An 18,068-nucleotide genomic window follows, 5' to 3' on the forward strand; every position below is an offset into this window, starting at 1 on the left:
ATTGCCGCGCGGTGCGCAGCGTCATTCCTGCACTTCGGTACGCGTGCCGAAGGCGTGCGACAGCGTGCCGCGATCCACGTATTCCAGTTCGCCACCCAGCGGCAGACCCTGCGCGAGGCGGCTGGGCCGCACCTTGTAGCTGCGCGCCATCTGCGCCAGGTAATGTGCGGTCGCTTCGCCTTCCACGGTGGCACTGGTGGCGATGATCAACTCGTTGACCTCACCCTGCTTCAGGCGCGCCTCCAGCTGATCCAGGCCCAGCTCGCGCGGGCCGATGCCGTCCAGTGGCGACAGCCGCCCCTGCAGCACGAAGTACACCCCGCGGAAGCCGGTGGCCGTTTCGATCGCCAGGCGATCGGCCGGTGATTCCACCGCACACAACTGCTGGCGCTCGCGGCTGCCGTTGGCGCAGACCGCACAGATATCGGTCTCGCTGAAATCCCGGCACTGTTCGCAATGCCCGATCCGCTCGATCGCCTTGGCCAGCACCTCGGCCAGCTTCTGGCCGCCCTCGCGCTCGCGCTCCAGCACGTGGTACGCCATACGCTGGGCGGTCTTCTGGCCCACGCCCGGCAACACGCGGAAGGCCTCGATCAATTGTTCGAGCAGGGGCAGGCTCATGGCGGATCGCTCATCTCAGAAACAAGCGCGCGAAGCCCGGAGGCTTCGCGGCGCGGTCACCACGGTCGCGTCAGGCAGACACCCGGCGCAGGCGGTGGGTCAGAACGGCAGCTTCATGCCCGGGGGCAGCTGCATGCCGGCGGTCGCCGAACCCATGCGGTTCTTCGACTCGGCGTCGATCTTGTTGGAGGCATCGTTGAACGCGGCGGCCACCAGATCTTCGGTCATTTCCGCATCGGACAGCACCGACGGATCGATGCGCACCTTGCGGCATTCCTTGGTGCCGGTCAGGGTCACGCTGACCATGCCGCCGCCGGCACTGCCGGTCACTTCCAGCTTGGCGAGGTCTTCCTGGGCCTTCTGCAGGTTTTCCTGCATCTTCTGGGCCTGCTGCATCAGTTGGGCGATATTGCCGCGCATGGGTCTTTACTCTTCAAAAGGACGAATGGAATCGGCGACGACCCGGGCACCGTGTTGCTGGACCAGCAACTGCACCGAAGGATCGGCCATGAAAGCGGCTTCCGCCGCTGTTTGGCGTTCGCCACGCTGACGGTCAGCGCGCTGATGCAGGGTCTCGGCACCGGCTGCACCGGTATCGATCACCAGGCGCGGGGCCTGCCCCAACGGGCCGGTCAACGCCGCGATCAGCGCCGCCTGCGAGCGGTCCGAACTCAAGTATTCAAATCCGGGCGAAATCGCCAGTTTCAAGACGCCGTGCTGGTAGCTGATGAACGCCGAGTGCGCGGCCAGCTGCTTGGACGGGCCATTGAGCTGGCTGCCGGCCACCAGTTCCAGCCAGGCATCGGCGGTCAGGTCGCCCTGAACGTCAGAGGGCGCGGTATCCGGCGCCGAGGGGGCGATGGCGATGCCCTCCGGACGGGCCACCGGGGCGGAGGCTTCCCGTGCAGGCGCGGGAGCAGCAGGTGCCACGGCGCGCTCGGGCGGTGCTTCCCACGGGGCGACCATGGCCGCATCCGGGGTGGCCAATTCGGCCGCCAGCGCTTCGTCGCGATCGGCGGCATCGCTCTCGTGGTGCCACGGGGGCAGATCGTCGTCGGCAGCGGGCGCTGTGACGGCGGGCTTGGACGGTTTGACCGGCTCGGCGGCGGCCGGGGGCGGGGCCGGGACAGGTTGTTTCGGTGCCGGCGGTGCGGGCTCAGGCGCCGCGGAGACGGGAGCAACCACGGGCGCCACCGGGGCCGGCTGAGCGACGGGGGCGCTCGCCTTGACCGGCGCCACGGCCGATGCAGACGCCGCGCTCGCTGCCGCAGCGGCCATGCCGGTGCCTTGGCCGGTGCCTTGGCCACCACTGTTCACGTCGGTCCCGGTGCCCGGATCGCGGGGCACCGGCGGTACCGCGGCGGCGGGACGGAACGCCAGCATGCGCAGCACGGCCATCTCGAACCCGGCGCGCGGGCTCGGGGCCAGGTGCAGGTCACGACGGCCGCCCAGGGCCATCTGGTACCAGAGCTGGACCACTTCCGGGCGCAGGCGCTGGGCGAAGGCCTCGGCATCGATCCCCTCGCCCGCCGTCGCGGCACCCGGCACCAGCTGCTGCACCTGGATCCGGTGCAGGGCTTCGGCCAGGGCATCGAGCACCCCGCTCCAGTCCGGCGAGAACTCGGCCAGCAGGGCCACGGTCTGCAGCAGGCGCGGACCATCGCCATCGGCGAGCGCATCCAGCATCGCAGCGACCTGGGTGCGGTCGACCGTGCCCAGCATCGCGCGCACCACATCCTCGCGCAGCGCACCGCCGGCATAGGCGATCGCCTGATCCAGCAGCGACAGGCCGTCACGCAGGCTGCCATCGGCGGCCTTGGCCAACTGCACGATCGCGGTCGGGTCGGACTCGATCTCCTCGGCCGCCAGGATCTTGGTCATCTGGCCCTGGATCTGATCCTCGTCCAACCGCTTGAGGTTGAACTGCAGGCAGCGCGAGAGCACCGTCACCGGCAGCTTCTGCGGATCGGTGGTGGCCAGCAGGAACTTCACATGCTCCGGCGGCTCTTCCAGCGTCTTGAGCAGCGCATTGAACGCCGCCTTGGACAGCATGTGCACTTCGTCGATCAGATAGACCTTGTACTTGCCCCGGGAGGGCATGTACTGGGCGTTCTCGATCACCTCGCGGACATCATCCACACCCGTATTGGACGCGGCATCGATCTCAAGCAGATCGATGTAGCGGCCGGAGTCGATATCCAGGCAGGCCGGGCACTGGCCACACGGATCGGCACTGGTGCCCTGCTCGCAGTTCAGCGACTTGGCGAAAATACGGGCAATGGTGGTCTTGCCGACCCCGCGGGTGCCGGTAAACAGGAACGCATGGTGCACCCGGCCGCTGTCCAGCGCATTGCTGAGCGCACGGACCACGTGTTCCTGGCCCACCAGCTCGGCAAAACGCTTCGGACGCCACTTGCGGGCAAGGACGAGATAGGACATCAGGCCACCGTCTTCATCGGGACGACCATTGTGCCACGCCTGTCCAGCCCCCCTGCCCCTTGTGACGAACCGCTTGTGCGATTCCAATTCCCCCGCTAGAATCTGCGCCCCTGCAGCGGGTTATCGCAGCAGGTCCGGAGAGGTGTCCGAGCGGTTGAAGGAGCACGCCTGGAAAGTGTGTAAGCGTCTAAACCGCGCTTCGGGGGTTCGAATCCCCCTCTCTCCGCCAGATCAATGCAAACCCCTGTTTACGCAGGGGTTTTTGCTTTTTTGGAAGAGCCTTCGTCGGGACGGAAATCGGGACGGCACCCGATGCGAATTCCACATCATCTCACCCGCGCGCCCTCTGGCCGCTGGCACTTCCGCCTTCAAGTCCCATCCGATCTCCACGCGAGGCTCGGCCAGACGGGCATTAAGCGAAGTCTGCGAACCACGGATCTGCGCCAAGCCCAGCTGCAAGCCATCATCTTGGCGTCGCGCTATGCTGCGATCTTCAACGCAGTTCGGGGGCTGCCAATGAACCAGATCACCACTAAGGATTTGGACGCGCTCATCGAGCGTTTGACCAAGGAAACGGGGCGACAAGATCTGACGCTTCATCGCACCCAAGCGCCTGATGGGACCGTCAGTGAGCGCTGGCAGATCGACAATGACGAAGATGTCAGGCTTTTTCGGAAAGCTCAGGCCTGGAACAGCGCTTCGGAAGTAGCTGGTATTGGCGCTCTTCCCCCAGATCTTGTTCGCCAGCCCGAAGCGCAAGCGAAAGTTGCCGAAGTCATCTCCCTGCGCAAAGCCCGGGATGGATGGCTTGCCTCATTGAAAGCAACGACCCTTCCGAAGACCTATGTCATCAAGAAGTCTGCAATCGACTTCTTCGTCAAATACATCGGTGAAAAAACCAAGGTCCACACGATCAAGCGACCCGATCTTGCTCGATGGTATCAACACATGCGCGAGGGTGGCGCTTCGACCCCTACTTTGACCAATAAGCAAAGTTACATTGGCGGTAAGGGTGGGTTCTTTGAGTGGTGTATCGCCTCTGGCTACTACCCCCAAGGCGACAACCCAGCCAGTGCCCACATCACCTATTCTGTTCGCGAAAAACGTGTTCGCCGTAAGTTGGGCTTCAAGGCGTATGACTTGCACCAGATTCAAGCGCTCTTTGACCCCAGCAATTTTGAAAAGCTCTCACCCAGTGCGAGGTGGGCTGCCTTGATCGGGCTTTATACCGGAGCAAGAGGTTCGGAAGTTGGCCAGCTTCTGCTCTCCGACGTCTTCAAAGACGGCGACATTGTTTGCATCCGCATCAATGACGAAGGTGAATTCCAGAAGGTCAAAACGGAATCGAGTCTTCGCACTGTCCCCATCCATCCCGATCTTTTGAAGCTTGGTTTTTGGGAGTGGACCGAAGAACTTCGATCCAAGGGTCATGATCGGCTTTTCCCACAAGCCAAAGCCAACGCAACGAACGGCGCTGGCAACTGGATCAGCAAGGCGTTCAGTCGTCATGTTGCGGAGGTAGGTAAGAACTGGCCCAAAGCAAGGCGAGGGTTCCACTCCCTTCGGAAGACGTTGATTCAAGAGATGCAGGGCGCAGGTGTGGCTTCGGAACTGAGGGCTCAAATCGTTGGGCATGAGCTCGACGATGAGCATCATGCGACTTACAGCCGACAGTTCACCAATGCAGAGAAGCTCAGGGGCCTGGGATTGCACTCACCAGGCCTGTCCATCCTGAATTTCAAGCTCGCACTTCAAGAGCTTTCGAAAGCACTCTAAGAGCGCCTACCCCGCAATAAGTTTGGAATACAAGCCGAACAAAAAACTCACTTTTGATGCATCGTCTTTTCCGGACCGATAGCCATACAGATCATCAACCGCTTTATTTAAAATCTGGTGAGCCCGGTAAAGATCGTCAGGCATGCTATCAGGACGATAAAGATCAGCCAATGTCGCACCGTCGTGATTTTTCCGAGCTGATAGCACTTCGTGAGAGGCCGCCACTACTGCCTCTCGCTTTTCTATCGACTGCCCCATGGGCCATGGGAAGTTGTTGTATACAATATGGATGGAGTATCGATAGTCGCTTTTGAGCCTTCCAGCAACAGTCCGCATCCAAGCATTGTGCATGTGGCTCGAAAGAACGCCGAACTCAAACAGCCCCGCACCTGGAATGACCCGTAGCAGATTGCTCGCCATCGTGTCTTTGGGCACGTATCCAATCGGGATGTAGTCGCGCTTCTCTGACGAAACCTCGGGAACGACCAAGTAGTCATCACTTGGCACGAACTCCACATGAAAACGCCTAGGTGTCTCGGCCAATTTCCGAGTAGGCGCACTCTTGCTTGACGCCCTGAACTTACGAACTTGGGCGACCCGGTCCATTGACTGAGGGAGTAGTCTAAGCTCGGACGGCTCAACATCTCTCAGCCAAAGACACCAGCGCTCGTAGCCGTTGAGAAATTCATCAGCACCCAGCCAGCGTTTAAAATACTTCGCTGATCCCGGTTCGCCCACTATGAAATGATCACGCTCCTCAGTGCTAAACAAATAGAAGCCGCCATCAATGGGCTTGTTGCCTATCGACATACTTGGGACATCACAGATCGGAGATCCACGACGTCCCAACACCAGATCAGGCGCGTCAACGAGATAAGGATTGATATTTTTTACATAGGTCGCAACTGGATTTGATTTAATTCCATCCGGATAAGAATAAAGAACTTTTTTACCAGCAGAGTTCTTTGCAAAACCCACGATCACACAGTGAACAGCTGCAATACCCTTCCCCTCATTGCTCCACTGAAATGTCCGGTGAGCAAAGGTGATTTGCAATCCTCGCGAGAGCATGTGCGGCCAAAGCACGCCTGCTTGCTCACCCTGTGTGATGCTGTTGGTTGAAACGAAGCCAGCCCTAATTTGATCCGATAGACCAATGTAGTCTGCCGCTTTCAAATACCATGCAGCGACATAGTCAAGCAGGCCACCGTTCTTAATTTTGGAGAAGATTGGAGCAACATCCTCTCGCTGCTCCGGGGTCATATACTTCCCACCAACAAACGGCGGATTTCCCAAAACGTAATCACATTGATCTGGCGGAAGAACTTCCGTCCAATCAGTGTCAAGAGCATTGCCCTTTACAATTGTTGGACTTGAAATAAGGGGAACACTTGGCCTGGTTGTGCCGAACCTTTCGGCTGCTTCCAAATTGAGTTGGTGATCAGTGATCCACAGAGCAACGCGTGCGATATGTGCTGCGGCGTCATCGATTTCAATTCCATAGAACTGATTGACACTGACTCGGCAAAGGGTTGAAACATCCAACACTCCGCGCTGGTCCCCCCAAATTTGACCAATAAGATCCATCTCAAATCGGCGCAATTCACGATACGCAATGACCAAGAAATTCCCGCATCCGCATGCCGGATCCAAGAAGGTCATCGTTGGAAGCTTATCGTAGAGAGCGTGCAACGACGCCTTAGTTCGCCGGGGACTGTGGAGCTCTGAAATGAGATCATCCATGAAAAGCGGATTGATCAATTTCAGGATATTTCTTTCACTGGTGTAATGAGCACCCAGCTCTCGCCTTGTAGCCTGCCTCTTATGGGCATCCGTATTGTGTTGCTCCAAGACCCCTTGGAACATCGCTCCAAATATTGCAGGCGAAATTCCGCTCCAATCGAGCTCTGCACAAGCTAACAATTCTGAACGCAGGATCGAATTGAAGGCCGGAGTTCGAATGGCCTCAGAAAAAAGGCTGCCGTTGATGTATTCAAAGGCAAGAAGATCCTCATCCAGATTGGACTGGCGGGACTCATGCGGTGTATCGAGGACCTGAAACAGCTCGCTGATAAACGCGCCCAGATCCCTCCCGTCCTCACGACTGCGCTGAACAAATCGAGTGAACTGACCGTTTTCTCCAAAGATGCCAGTGTCATCGGCAAAGAAGCAAAAAAGCAGCCTTGTCATAAAGACTTCAAGGTCATGGCCCGAGAACTTCGAGTCCAACAATGCTTGATGCAGCTTAGACACACGATAGGCCGCTTGCCTATCGATTTTTGATTCTTCGACAATCAGATTTGCGTCTTCTTCGATCAAAAACCCAAACCAGTCTGCGCGCTTTGCGAGTTGCTCCAAGCTGCATTCGTGAGTGATGTTGGTTTTTAGATCGGTCAATCTAAATTTTGCGAAGTCGGACGTAATAATGTATCTCGGCCGCTCAAATTCTTTAAGCGCCAGGAAGTAGTCGGTTGCCTGCTGGAAAGCGCTGTCGAGATTCTTCCCACGACTTTTATGCTCAACAATAAGCTTGCCAGGAATAAAGCTGTCGATAAACCCCCTACCACCGCCGATCCGCGCCACTTCCCTTTCATAGATTGTCGCGGACTCGGGCCTAATGCCAAAGCACTCATAGAAGCGCGCCCAAAAAAGCTTGGCATCGGCATTCTCCCGGTGAGCGTTCTTCCACTCCTTGGCGAAGGCTGCCAAGCGGGTGCGGATCTCGTTCCTTGTCAACATAGGGCTCACTGGGGTAGATTGCGACAGTCATCGACTTTGATGACTAAATCCAACTTTACCACGGACAGGGGCTAGGTCAACATGGCAGTCAGTATCAACAAGATTCAATTCTTGACCAATAAGGCAAGTGGAAATCCAATTTTTTATTGCCATGGCACGGACGTTGATCATCACCCAACTCTTTCTGCTGCCAGCAAGAACGGAAATATCGTAATATCCACCAAGGATGACCTCCTCTTCAAAGTGAAGAAGAACCCTCAGAACAAAGACCGTATCGATATCTACATGTCGATAGAGGACGCCAATGCGTTAGGCAAGGAAATTCTAGCGCTGACGGCAGGAACGTCACCTAAGGCATGGCCGCCGTCAAAAGCCAATCCCCACGCAAATGCGAGCGGGAACATGGCCCTTCCCAACATTTCTGCGTCTTATTTCTCAAAAGCAATAAAAGTCAGCGCCTCGACTGATTCTGGCGTATCGATGTCAAAAACGGATTGCTATGTCAATGTTGATGTAGAAACGCCTCATATAACCCATATTAAAATGATGGGGAAAGAGGTGCACATTGGTATCGCACTTAATGCATCGGTGGGCGATCACGATCCAGAAGCTGGCTTTACGATAGATGTCCCTGTCGGGGAGTTGCAGACCACCAAGGGTGAGACGAACCCCGTGCAAAAAGTGGAGGGGGTCTGCGTAATGAAATTTGAAATGGGCGTTGCTGCTGGACTGGGCCTTCTATTGAAAGGCATGAAATAATTTTGATTTAGGAGCCGGACTTTTAGACCGGCTCCACCCTTAACAAAAATTAGAACTTTGGCTTGTATTTAAAATGCCAATTCCCGCCTTCTTCTGAAATGAATTCGGGCTGCACCGATTTTTCAAAAGCAATATTCATACTCTTGTTTATTCCAAGTGCTTTATTCAGTGACCTATATGCATTAAGCATCGAGGTGCGAGCATAATTTGTTCGTCTCTCCTGAATCCCTAGCATGCGCTTGGACACCAGATTTTTCTTTCGCTGGTAGGTCTGCCTAGCCCGAGCTGCTTCTGGTGACGTGGGGTCATCTTCATGCTCCGACAGCTTGGCCCTCGCCATCAGAAGAGCCATCCTTGCTCTGTAAGGCCTTGCAATCATGCACGCGTAGCGCATGACGGATTTTGCTAACGCCTCCGTGTCCTCGAAGAGGAACGGCTTTCCTGTGTATTCCCCTGCGGAACGACACACGAGCGCGCCGTAGGCCTCCTGGAAGGCTGGTTCTACCGATATCCCCGGTATGGTCCGAAGCAACTCGAACGAGTCCTCAGCTGCCTGGCGTTGAACTTCAAGCCACTTCTCAATGAGCTCGGCCTCGGCATTGAGGACCTCTGCATCACGACCGTGCGAGCGAGCCAATCGAGCGGTCCGGCTGAGATGTCGAGTGAGATTTGGAGCCGACTGACGGACTCTTGGGCCAAGGGGATGTTTTGGACGGCCAACGGGACCCGGAGTCACGTGCGCTATTGGGGAGAACCTGATCTCCGAATTATTTTGCCCAGCACAAGCCCTTGATCTTCTCTCTCTCAGACGGTCACGCAGTGCTGCTCCGTGACTATGTCCTTGGGGCGCTTCGTGCGTTGCTTTATCAAACATGGCTGAGATCAGGTCAAGCGTTAGCTTCTTCACTTCCGCTTCTGGTCCTGTGATCTTCGTCGACAACTTCGTCTTTCTCACCATAGCGACCTGACTTTTTCCCAAGTGCTTGGTTGGTTGACGGGTCAGCTCACGTGCTCGCTCAAAGTCACCACGGAATGCGGCATCCGCCGCTTGCGCTCGCAGGGATCGATGATCAACCTTGGCAAATGTCCCGCATCTTTGTAGGTGCTCATTGATGACTTCACCAACTACTTTTCGCAGACCGCGAATGGCTTTTGCGCCTCCACCCTGTTTGGCATCAAATTCCAGGCAGGCCCGTTCGCCTAGGCCTTCGTCTGTGATGGTTCTGGCAGACAAAAGAAGGTGAACATGATGGTTGCGTTGGTCGCCCTGTCCGCTCGGGTGATGGATCGCAACAAGGACTGCAACCTGGTAGCGATCTACGAGCATTTGACCCAGAGCTAGCGCCAAGACCTGGCGCTGAGCTTCATCGAGTTCGGCAGGCAAAGCAATTTCGACCTCACGCGCCACACGGGCGTTTGCTCTGGTTTCGTGAGACTCGTTGATGTCCCAAAACAAATGTGGATCGAGACACCAGTCTGGTGCATGCCTGGGTGCAAGCATATGGTGAGATGCAACGCCGGACCGTTTGGAGTAGTCGTATCGGATCGATGTTCGTGAGTCGATGAGATGCAGTCCAGCACGATAAGCAGCTGCTGCGACCGAAGACTCTCCTTTGCCGCGTCCAAACGATTTCATACTTGTGTGATATATAGCCAATTTTGCCGCCCATTCAGTTAAATGAAGGATCGATCAAAACTGCTAGAAATCTGCTGTCTAGCCCCCAGAGCTGTTTTTTATCGTGAGAAAAATCACAGGCTAAGCCGAATATTCTCTTGGCCGCTGCAAAAGTAACGCCGTGGGAAGACGATTATTTTTCATCGCAAAGCGATGCGCACGGAATTTGCGGAGCAAAATCCATAAGTGCGCTCTTGCCTTAAAATTTTGGCAATACCTGAGCTACCCCCAAAAGGCTCTTAAATTATTTGGGGGCCACTTCTTTTTTATTCCTCCTACGTAAAAATTGCTTAAAGTAGGAAAGAAGCAGTTGCTGCTCAAATGTGGGGAGCTTGGAATAAAGAATAATTAAATCTTGCAGATCGTCATCATTGGCGAAAAATGCAGCTAAAGGCATTTCAAGAGCCTCTGCCAGACGCTGAGCAGTCCGCAGATCACACTCATTGACGCCTTTTTCATACCGATTGATCCGTGTGCGGGCCACGTCAGGGCCTACCCCTGCGGCCACGCCTAAGGCCTCCTGCGTGAGCCCTGCCCTCAGGCGTGCTTCGCGTAGGCGTTGAGCAAAGATCAGACGAGCGTCTTCCAAATCCAAAACTAGACCGCTGGCAGGCAATGTGATGAACGAGCATGGCGGTTCTCTCTTGTGCTGTCTGTTACTTTTTCAGTAACATCGCGCTTCGTCAAGATCAAGACCATCGGCGGTCCGTTTCGCCCTGGCTAACGGTCTTCCCTCGAACTCAGCCCAAGGAAATCCCATGTCTAAGGTTCGCATTGCCGTCACCGGTGCGTTGATCGCCTGCCTGGCAGCTTGCTCAGGAGGTGGCCCGTCCCATGACGACCGTCAGAACGCGTTCTTGCAATACGTGAAAGACAACAGCAACGACAAGGCAAAGATTCGGGAGTTCCAGAGCGGGGAATGCGCCAAAGCTGAGGGCACTCCCAGCTACAACTGCGCCGTGTCGAGCCAGGTCATGGCCATGGACCGGGACTTCGGTCATGAGATGGATGGGGTCTACACGTTCACTGAGGTCAGTGGCACTTGGAAGATCACCGGCCGAGTCCAGTAGTCCTCTGATCGATCTGCCCCCTGCCCCAACTCCCAGGACATCCAATGACTGTCGGCACCTTTCTCCTTTTGCTTGTCCTGGGCGCAGCCGTGCTGATCGCCATCGGCGCCAATCAGGCTCTTCGATCCCGCAACCAGAGAGAGGCATTCGATCGGGAGTTTGACCACTTCTACTATGGTGGCAAAAGCGGCTTGGCGATCTCCGTCGAGCGGTCCAGGTTGAAGATCCGTACAGGCACTGCGGTGAAGATTTATCCCTTCATGGATGTGCGCTCTTGGGAAAAGCACTGGCACAATTCAAGGCGGGAAGGCACGATCACCATCAGTGTTCGCGATTTGGATCATCCGGTCTGGACCATCCAATTCAGTAGCGAAAGCGAGATGAACCGCTGGTATGAAATTTTTAACCAAGCCATCAACGACACTTGAAGCTTAGCAAGCATGAGTTGAGGAAGGCACATCGTTAAATTATAGAAGCCCCTCTTGGGGCTTTTATATTTTGGGGAAAGTCGATTCTGAAAAGGAATCCAAGCGACTCGTTTAGAATCGTCACAATTTAGGCGCTTTGGCCATTCTGGGGTTGTGATGCCCTTGACTAGCGCTGATTCTGGACTATTAATCGGTTATGGAAAACGACCGCATAACCGAAGAAGAGTGGAAAGAATTACTGACAGATCCGGGCTTCCGAAGATCTTTGGTAGACCTCGCCATCGAGAAATATACAAACAACGACGGCACGATAACGATGGAGATCACTGCTGAGTTGCTGAGGTTCTTAGACTTTGCTATCGACGATGAAGGTCTCGACGCGGCCCTTGCTCGGGTGGAAAACGGGGACACGCTCCACTGATCCAATTTTCCTATAGATCGCGCCCAAACAACGTAACACTGCAAAGATCCTTGCAGCGCATGGGATCGCGCATTTTTGATAATTTATTAAAACCCTCGAAATAGATGCATTTTACGGCGTGCATCTATATTCTTTATTCTTATTCGAATAACGAGATTGACAGCACGCGGCTTCACGTTAGGTTCTCCAGATGAACCAGAACAGCTCCAACGGCATTGGCCACGACGTCAACAGATGCTCAACCGGGAAAATTACGGTCGGGCCATTGACCATAGACAATATCAAGTTCGAGGGACCTGATGCCGCCCACGAATTTCGAAGGACGCTTCGAGAGCTTTTCGACCAGGCCCACAAGAAGGGATATACAGCCCCTCCACCCTCAAATCCTTCCGATGCGGAAACTGAGGTGGGGCCACTGTCAATAGAAATAGACAAGTTCATCACGGGAATGCACCTCGACAGAGACACACCTCAAAACATAACAACCACACATCACACCCTCAAATTGCTCTTAGGAATTATTGGAGATAAGAGAACTGCGGATATCAATCAGGACGACATTCATGCATTCAAGGAGGGAATTAGGTGGTGGCCAGCTAAAGCCAATCTTAAAGCGGCGTATCGCGGCCTTTCGGTAAAACAAATTATTGATCATGGCAAATCCCTGGGTCTGGACGAACCGTCTGGGCATACAGTGAACAATCACATGGCCAAGCTCAATAAATTCTTTAGCAAGCTTGTTCGCCAGAGAAAAATTAAATATTCCCCTCTTTCAGGTATAACTCTCCGAGTCAATGGCCACGTTGGTCCCATTGAAGAGCGTTACTATTCGGAAGCTGAACTTGGCAGCATATTCGGCGAGAAGGCTTATATGCGCTGGGCGAAAGGCAGACCACACCGCTACTGGCCGCCACTTCTAAGCTACTATACTGGCGCGCGTATCAATGAAATTGCGCAACTCAAGCTTAGTGACTTTGAGACCGTTCGGGGTGTCTTGTGTATCCAAATTCGCGTGAGCAAAGATATAGGAGAGGATGGTCTTCCGCTAGATACAGTTAACCAAAAGTTGAAAACGAAATCCTCAGCCCGAACCATTCCGGTGTCGCCCGAGCTTATCACTCTGGGCCTGAAAGACTATCTTGAAGATGTGCGTCTTACCGGGCATCCCCGCCTATTCCCTCACTTGTCTGCGGGTATTTCCGTCAAGAACGGCAGGCGCCAAGTGCTGGGTTACTCGCATAGCCTTACCCCTGCATTTTCGAGATACCTGAAACTCAAGGGTTTCCCATCTGGTGTTGTCTTTCATGCTTTTAGGCACACCTTCGTGAGCCTGCTTTATGAGCAAGGAGCGACAATTGAGCAGATCGAGAGCATCACTGGCCATCTCGACTCGCCCGGAAATCGAGGTGGCAGGACACTGCATCGACACTATCTGCACAAGAAGGCTAAAGAGAGCATCCTAGAAGCGCTTGAAACCCTAAAATTGCTGCATCCACTGGAAGGCGTGCCAGCCTATGAGTCGAAGCTATTTGCCGCATCACTAGGTGAAAAGAGCAGATTTCATCCATAAAAAAGCCCCTTACGGGGCTCTCTTACTCCTCGACTGTAAGGCTACTACGATCTACTGGAACCCTAACTTATCGCCCAGCACCGAAGACGCGATCAAGTAGGAACTCCGTGAAATTCGACGAACGAGCCGGAGAATTTCCCCTCGCATTCTGCGAGCGGTGCTCACGTCGGTAAAGGAAATCCTTTTCCGCCTGCTCCGCAAGCTTGAATGCCGTGGTCACTGCAAGGGAGAATTTTTCCGGTGCCATGCAAACTTCCAGAATACTGTCGCAGAGCTTATCCACGGACTTCACACTTGCTATCGGCAGAATTCTGTCATTAGCGATAACGGCGGCAATAAGCATCGCAACATGGAATCGGAACCTCATAAGATGGGCTCCTCTGGGGTTCCCATTTGCATGCTCGTTGATTTTGTAAACCAACATGGCAGACGCAAGATAAGGCGAGAACTTATGGTCCTTACCAAAAACTGCGACGCTGCCCTTTTCGCGGAGGATGGAGCTTGGGTTGTTCGCCATGACCATGTGTGGCTTTTGCATGAACACGGCGGCATAAGCTCGCACCATGCCATGAAGACCGACCACCCTCTTTTTATCGGGGGCGTCATCCAAAAGAGTGAACTCTCGGGAGCGTCGTTCATAGTAGAGGCTCTCGCCTATTCTTCTGGATTCCAGGGAAACATACTCCTGAAGGTCCTTATGCCACTTATCCAGCGTGAGGAATGCCTCATTCGGAACAGGTGTCTGCCTATTGTTTGCCCTGATGATTTTCGAGACAACGTCAGCGTCCGAGGTATGGACAACTTTAATAGGTATCAGCGCGTCGTCGAAGCCCGGCTTTCCTTGGTTAGAGAAAAGGACGTTACTAGTCTGGCAACCATTCACGATCTGGTAATTGCGGAGCAAGAAACGATGTGCGCCGAGATTCTTCATAAATGAAGAGACGACGGTAACACCATTGTTGTATAGCACGAACTTGTCAGAGGAGTCCTTAGATGAAACAGCCTCGGCTATTTCTTTATTTACAGAATTATCCTCCCCCTGGAAGTCTCTAACGTTGTCGTAGAAGACATTTCTGCGAATTCCGCCGTCCGGCGCTCTTATCAGTTTTATGAATTCACCGACTTCAACGAACCCAATATATGCTTGATCAACGCCCCGAATGGTGTCGAGCGTTAGGTTATTCTTAATCCGCAACTCGACTTCGAACTGGTTCTCTACCTGCTTAAACGACTCGATGAGACTTTCCGCGTTCCAATACTCAAAGGTAAAGCTCTTGAAATCGGAAACGCTTTCTTTCAGGTCCTCACATTTTTTCTCTGCAAGCTCGCTTAGCTGCGCCGAGGGCATGTGGCCGCCTGCATAAGCGAATACCATCCTACACGACGGAGAATCGGAAGAAAGCAGCTTTACAATTTGGGAAGAAAAAATGTGGCACAAGAGCATCGCTGGGTTTTGAAGAGCATCTTGGTCACTCGAAGCATATTCATCAAGGCGCTTTAAAAAATCCTTAGATCCTTCGATAAATTTAAGCACCTCTCCAGAATCCAAGCTCTTTGAAGTCTTCGCTTGGATGAGCAAAACCTGCACATCCAAATTCCTAGACCTCGCTAGCTGATCAATTTCTTCGGTCGATTTTACCAAATTGTTATTGACAAAAATTGCCACGGCATCGAGACCAAACGTTCCATCTTGGTCGACGTCGACATCTGACAAGTCCGCAACTTCCGAAAACGCCTCCGGATGAACCTGCGACATGATGGTGTAGTTCGCAAAATACTCGAACTGCTTGTGCTCAGGCAGTCCGTCTATTTGTGACTTTCGTCCAAAATCTTGAACGTAGGTCGCTAAAATTCGATGTTCCATATCCGTTCCTTGCGCCACTGCGCTCTGCTTATTTAATTTCTACTGCAATATTTTTTGCCCTGACTCCTACTTCACTGCGGAGTCGTCGTGGATAAATATATCTAGCTCCGAGTTGGTAAAGCGTTCCTTTAGCCATGATCTGGAATACTCAAAAAAGCCCCTTGCGGGGCCTTTTTGTTTCACCCCGGATACTTGGGGAATTTCTCATCTGGATGCTTGGCCTTCCACTCCTTGTAAGCGGCGGAACCTTCCCATGCGGCAAAAGCACGCGGTGTCCGGCCACGACCGGTCCAAGTCTCCTGCGTGTGCGGCAGCCAATACTTCGGCGCCACCTCTTTGCGCGTGCCAGTGCTAGCGGACTTCTTGGGGCGACCTGGCCCATTGGAAGAACCGCCAACTTGATTGGCGATATCCGCCTTCTGCTTAGACGTGAGGTGCTGGCCATAACGGCTCAGCAGATCCGAAATCTGCAAGAACGCGTCAGACGCTTCGTCTTCAATGAGCTTCGCTTCTTGCTCTTCAAGCTTGCGCAGTTCTTCTGCCAGCTTAGCTTTTGCCGAGGCAATTGAATCAAGGGTTGGTTTGCTCATTTTGCGTAACCTTGGAGAGTAGAAAAAATTATAACAACGAATTGCGTTACAGGTTCGACTAAGGCAAAACTCTTCAAGAAAACCTATACGGTTGACAGTTCAATGGATCACATTAGAACTAGGGGTGCCGCCATCGAAGGAGCAACCATTGAAATTTCTCATTGAAGTCATTCCATCTAACGAATATCCGGTATCTCTGACGTCCCAGATCGCCGACAAAGGATATGTTGATACCAACGCCCCTCCAAAGTTCTTCCAGTGCTTCGTGATGGGAGATGACCAACTGACCACCACGCCCTCTTTCATTCAGTGCCCAGTGCTAAACGAAATAGAGCCAGGCTCTCTCCTTCGGATAACCAAATTATCCGAGCCTGAGACCTAGGTTCGCATTCTGGCAATTCATTTCCGCCTCTTCAACGTTATCGTAGACAGGGCCGATATACGTGTTGGTCTGTGTATCGTAGATTTGATAGCCATCCTTTTTCCCAGGGCGACTGATAACTTGCACACGATACCGCTTCTTCTTGCTTGTAAATTTTCCCATTGTCAGATCCTCACCTTCCCACGAACGATCTAAGATAAATTTTCAGAATGGTAGAAGGGTAGAAGGATAGCGCTCTCAGTCTTCCTCGACCTCTTCTCCTTCTTCCAATGTCAAGAGTGTCAGGGTGCGGCCATACGAGCCTAAGCCAATCGCCTCTTCCGTGAGGTAGACACCACTCTTAGCACCGAAGAACCAATCACTGGCTTCCGCACTATCACTGTCTTCCATCGCCACTCTTATTGCATCGGGATCGTCAGCCAACCTCTGAGTAGCGCTTTCAGGGGGAACCTTCGTGTTGCGACCCAATGGTTTTGCCCAGCCAACGTGGGATTGGAGTGGATAGATCGCACAGAACTCAACCCGGCCATTCAAGCACTGCAAGACACCAGTGGGCAGGTGCCCTATTTCCGCATAACGCAACGCGGCGGCGGTCAATGAGGTATTGCAGGTTTCTGCTAGTGAACGAACAGCAGCCATGCCATCGCCGTTTTTATTAATAATCGGTTTGCATAGCGATTTGGGCATCATCAAGCACGATGCAAAATAGTCCGCCTCCCGCTCAATAGGATCTGAGGATCCAAATCCACCCCGAGATGCGTGCTCGCTGCCTTGCTTAAAAATATGTTCGGGATGACCATCGAGGCAGAAGTGGCCTAATTCATGCGCCACGCTGAAATTCTGAAATCCGGGGCTTTCGATATGCGTAGCGTAAATGATGGCAAAGTCATTCCCCTGACGCACTAGCCATCCTGATGCGCCCGAGGAACCAGCCGGTTTTGCATGCACTTGGATGTCCAAGTGCTTTGCAATGTCCATGGGATTAATTGGAAGTGATACAACTCCCGCATCGTTGAGCATGTCCTGCGCTTTTGCTTCGATCTGCTGCCGACGATAACTATCCATCCCTCTTCCTTGTATCGGCTAGTGACTTGGCGACGGCTTCAAGCATCTTGATGTCGTCTTCCGTGGCCTGCCCCAAATGGCGAGCAATCCTTGAAGCAGCTGCCATGTCGTCTGGGCTGTCAACGAGCCCCATCAGGTAGTCAGTGCTCACACCCAGAACTTTGGTCAGACGACGCAAGTTATCAAACGAAGGCTTCCTTGATCCACTTTCAAAGTGGGAGATGGTCGTGGACGGCAGACTCGCTTCCTTGCCCAGATCTGCTTGCGTCAGACCTCGCCTGTCCCTGGCCTCTCTCAAACGGGCTGGGAAGAGATCAGACATCGGGCAATCCTAAATTTTGGTGGGTGACAAATCATACTTGACGAAGTCGACAAGAGGGGAGTATTGTCGCTTCCGTCAAGTCCTTGTAGTCGGAAATCTTCTGACTGGCTTGGCAGGAGAGAGCCTTATGAGCACCCGTAAGCCTATCGGAACGACCGCCAAGACTGGCGAAACCTGCCCTGAGAGTGGTGTGTGGCAACCCTCGGGCTACTCCACCACGGCACCCATTGCTAAGGGCAACCGCATGCCGCCCTACGATGGGAAGGCCGTGACTTGGGTGTTGAAGCAACACGCCTGAGCAAGAGGGGCGGTAGGCCAGCTGCCGCCCCTTCCTGAGCATCAGGTAT

At 53.8% G+C, this 18,068-nt stretch carries 16 protein-coding genes and 1 tRNA gene; 7 read left to right on the top strand and 10 right to left on the bottom strand.

The annotated features are described in order from the left end of the window. Nucleotides 1-21: 21 nt before the first annotated feature. The 3 genes from recR to dnaX form a co-directional block, all read right to left on the bottom strand. Complete coding sequence (gene recR / locus K4043_RS12420) at nucleotides 22-621, bottom strand: recombination mediator RecR (protein ID WP_265309516.1); 600 nt, start codon at nucleotides 619-621, stop codon at nucleotides 22-24. Nucleotides 622-720: 99 nt separating this feature from the next. Next, nucleotides 721-1,041, bottom strand: a complete 321-nt coding sequence (locus K4043_RS12425; RefSeq protein WP_019185335.1) for a YbaB/EbfC family nucleoid-associated protein — start codon at nucleotides 1,039-1,041, stop codon at nucleotides 721-723. A 6-nt stretch (nucleotides 1,042-1,047) separates the two neighbouring features. Beyond that, nucleotides 1,048-3,060: a DNA polymerase III subunit gamma/tau gene (gene dnaX / locus K4043_RS12430; RefSeq protein ID WP_265309517.1), complete on the bottom strand. Its 2,013-nt coding sequence runs from the start codon at nucleotides 3,058-3,060 to the stop codon at nucleotides 1,048-1,050. 136 nt (nucleotides 3,061-3,196) lie between these two features. Between dnaX and K4043_RS12435 the strand changes: the two genes are divergently transcribed. Together K4043_RS12435 and K4043_RS12440 are read left to right on the top strand one after the other, a co-directional pair. Beyond that, nucleotides 3,197-3,289: transfer RNA gene (locus K4043_RS12435), tRNA-Ser, on the top strand. A gap of 83 nt (nucleotides 3,290-3,372) precedes the next feature. Next, the gene (locus K4043_RS12440; protein WP_265309518.1) at nucleotides 3,373-4,836 is read left to right on the top strand and encodes a site-specific integrase; all 1,464 of its coding nucleotides are present in this window, start codon (nucleotides 3,373-3,375) and stop codon (nucleotides 4,834-4,836) included. Between the two features lie 6 nt (nucleotides 4,837-4,842). Here K4043_RS12440 and K4043_RS12445 read toward each other — a convergent pair whose 3' ends face one another. Further along, nucleotides 4,843-7,545: a DNA methyltransferase gene (locus tag K4043_RS12445; protein ID WP_265309519.1), complete on the bottom strand. Its 2,703-nt coding sequence runs from the start codon at nucleotides 7,543-7,545 to the stop codon at nucleotides 4,843-4,845. Nucleotides 7,546-7,656: 111 nt separating this feature from the next. On the opposite strand from K4043_RS12445, the gene K4043_RS12450 reads away from it, so the two are divergent. Continuing rightward, entirely contained in the window at nucleotides 7,657-8,334 is a 678-nt protein-coding gene (locus tag K4043_RS12450; RefSeq protein WP_265309520.1) for a hypothetical protein, read from the top strand. Nucleotides 8,335-8,383: 49 nt separating this feature from the next. Here the strand turns inward: K4043_RS12450 and K4043_RS12455 are convergent, their stop codons facing one another. Continuing rightward, the gene (locus K4043_RS12455; protein WP_265309521.1) at nucleotides 8,384-9,970 is read right to left on the bottom strand and encodes a MobA/MobL family protein; all 1,587 of its coding nucleotides are present in this window, start codon (nucleotides 9,968-9,970) and stop codon (nucleotides 8,384-8,386) included. 283 nt (nucleotides 9,971-10,253) lie between these two features. Beyond that, nucleotides 10,254-10,604: a helix-turn-helix transcriptional regulator gene (locus K4043_RS12460; RefSeq protein WP_265309522.1), complete on the bottom strand. Its 351-nt coding sequence runs from the start codon at nucleotides 10,602-10,604 to the stop codon at nucleotides 10,254-10,256. A 163-nt stretch (nucleotides 10,605-10,767) separates the two neighbouring features. On the opposite strand from K4043_RS12460, the gene K4043_RS12465 reads away from it, so the two are divergent. The 4 genes from K4043_RS12465 (at nucleotide 10,768) to K4043_RS12480 (ending at nucleotide 13,498) form a co-directional block, all read left to right on the top strand. Next, complete coding sequence (locus K4043_RS12465) at nucleotides 10,768-11,079, top strand: hypothetical protein (RefSeq protein WP_265309523.1); 312 nt, start codon at nucleotides 10,768-10,770, stop codon at nucleotides 11,077-11,079. A gap of 44 nt (nucleotides 11,080-11,123) precedes the next feature. Next, nucleotides 11,124-11,507 carry a DUF4755 domain-containing protein gene (locus K4043_RS12470; protein ID WP_265309524.1) on the top strand — a complete coding sequence of 128 codons (384 nt, stop codon included), beginning with the start codon at nucleotides 11,124-11,126 and terminating at the stop codon, nucleotides 11,505-11,507. A 196-nt stretch (nucleotides 11,508-11,703) separates the two neighbouring features. Continuing rightward, entirely contained in the window at nucleotides 11,704-11,928 is a 225-nt protein-coding gene (locus tag K4043_RS12475) for a hypothetical protein (RefSeq protein ID WP_265309525.1), read from the top strand. Nucleotides 11,929-12,118: 190 nt separating this feature from the next. Next, on the top strand, nucleotides 12,119-13,498 hold the full coding sequence (locus K4043_RS12480; RefSeq protein ID WP_265309526.1) for a site-specific integrase: 1,380 nt from the start codon (nucleotides 12,119-12,121) through the stop codon (nucleotides 13,496-13,498). Nucleotides 13,499-13,565: 67 nt separating this feature from the next. On the opposite strand, the gene K4043_RS12485 is transcribed toward K4043_RS12480, so the two are convergent. The 4 genes from K4043_RS12485 to K4043_RS12500 form a co-directional block, all read right to left on the bottom strand. Next, nucleotides 13,566-15,362, bottom strand: a complete 1,797-nt coding sequence (locus K4043_RS12485) for an AIPR family protein (protein WP_265309527.1) — start codon at nucleotides 15,360-15,362, stop codon at nucleotides 13,566-13,568. 179 nt (nucleotides 15,363-15,541) lie between these two features. Further along, the gene (locus K4043_RS12490) at nucleotides 15,542-15,952 is read right to left on the bottom strand and encodes an H-NS family nucleoid-associated regulatory protein (RefSeq protein ID WP_265309528.1); all 411 of its coding nucleotides are present in this window, start codon (nucleotides 15,950-15,952) and stop codon (nucleotides 15,542-15,544) included. 619 nt (nucleotides 15,953-16,571) lie between these two features. Beyond that, on the bottom strand, nucleotides 16,572-17,399 hold the full coding sequence (locus K4043_RS12495) for an ImmA/IrrE family metallo-endopeptidase (protein WP_265309529.1): 828 nt from the start codon (nucleotides 17,397-17,399) through the stop codon (nucleotides 16,572-16,574). Beyond that, entirely contained in the window at nucleotides 17,392-17,721 is a 330-nt protein-coding gene (locus tag K4043_RS12500; RefSeq protein WP_033830473.1) for a helix-turn-helix transcriptional regulator, read from the bottom strand. The genes K4043_RS12495 and K4043_RS12500 overlap by 8 nt, the downstream gene beginning before the upstream one ends. Between the last annotated feature and the right edge of the window lie 347 nt (nucleotides 17,722-18,068).

Origin of the sequence: Stenotrophomonas sp. SRS1, assembly GCF_026130205.1 — a bacterium.
Classification (GTDB): Bacteria; Pseudomonadota; Gammaproteobacteria; order Xanthomonadales; family Xanthomonadaceae; genus Stenotrophomonas; species Stenotrophomonas rhizophila_B.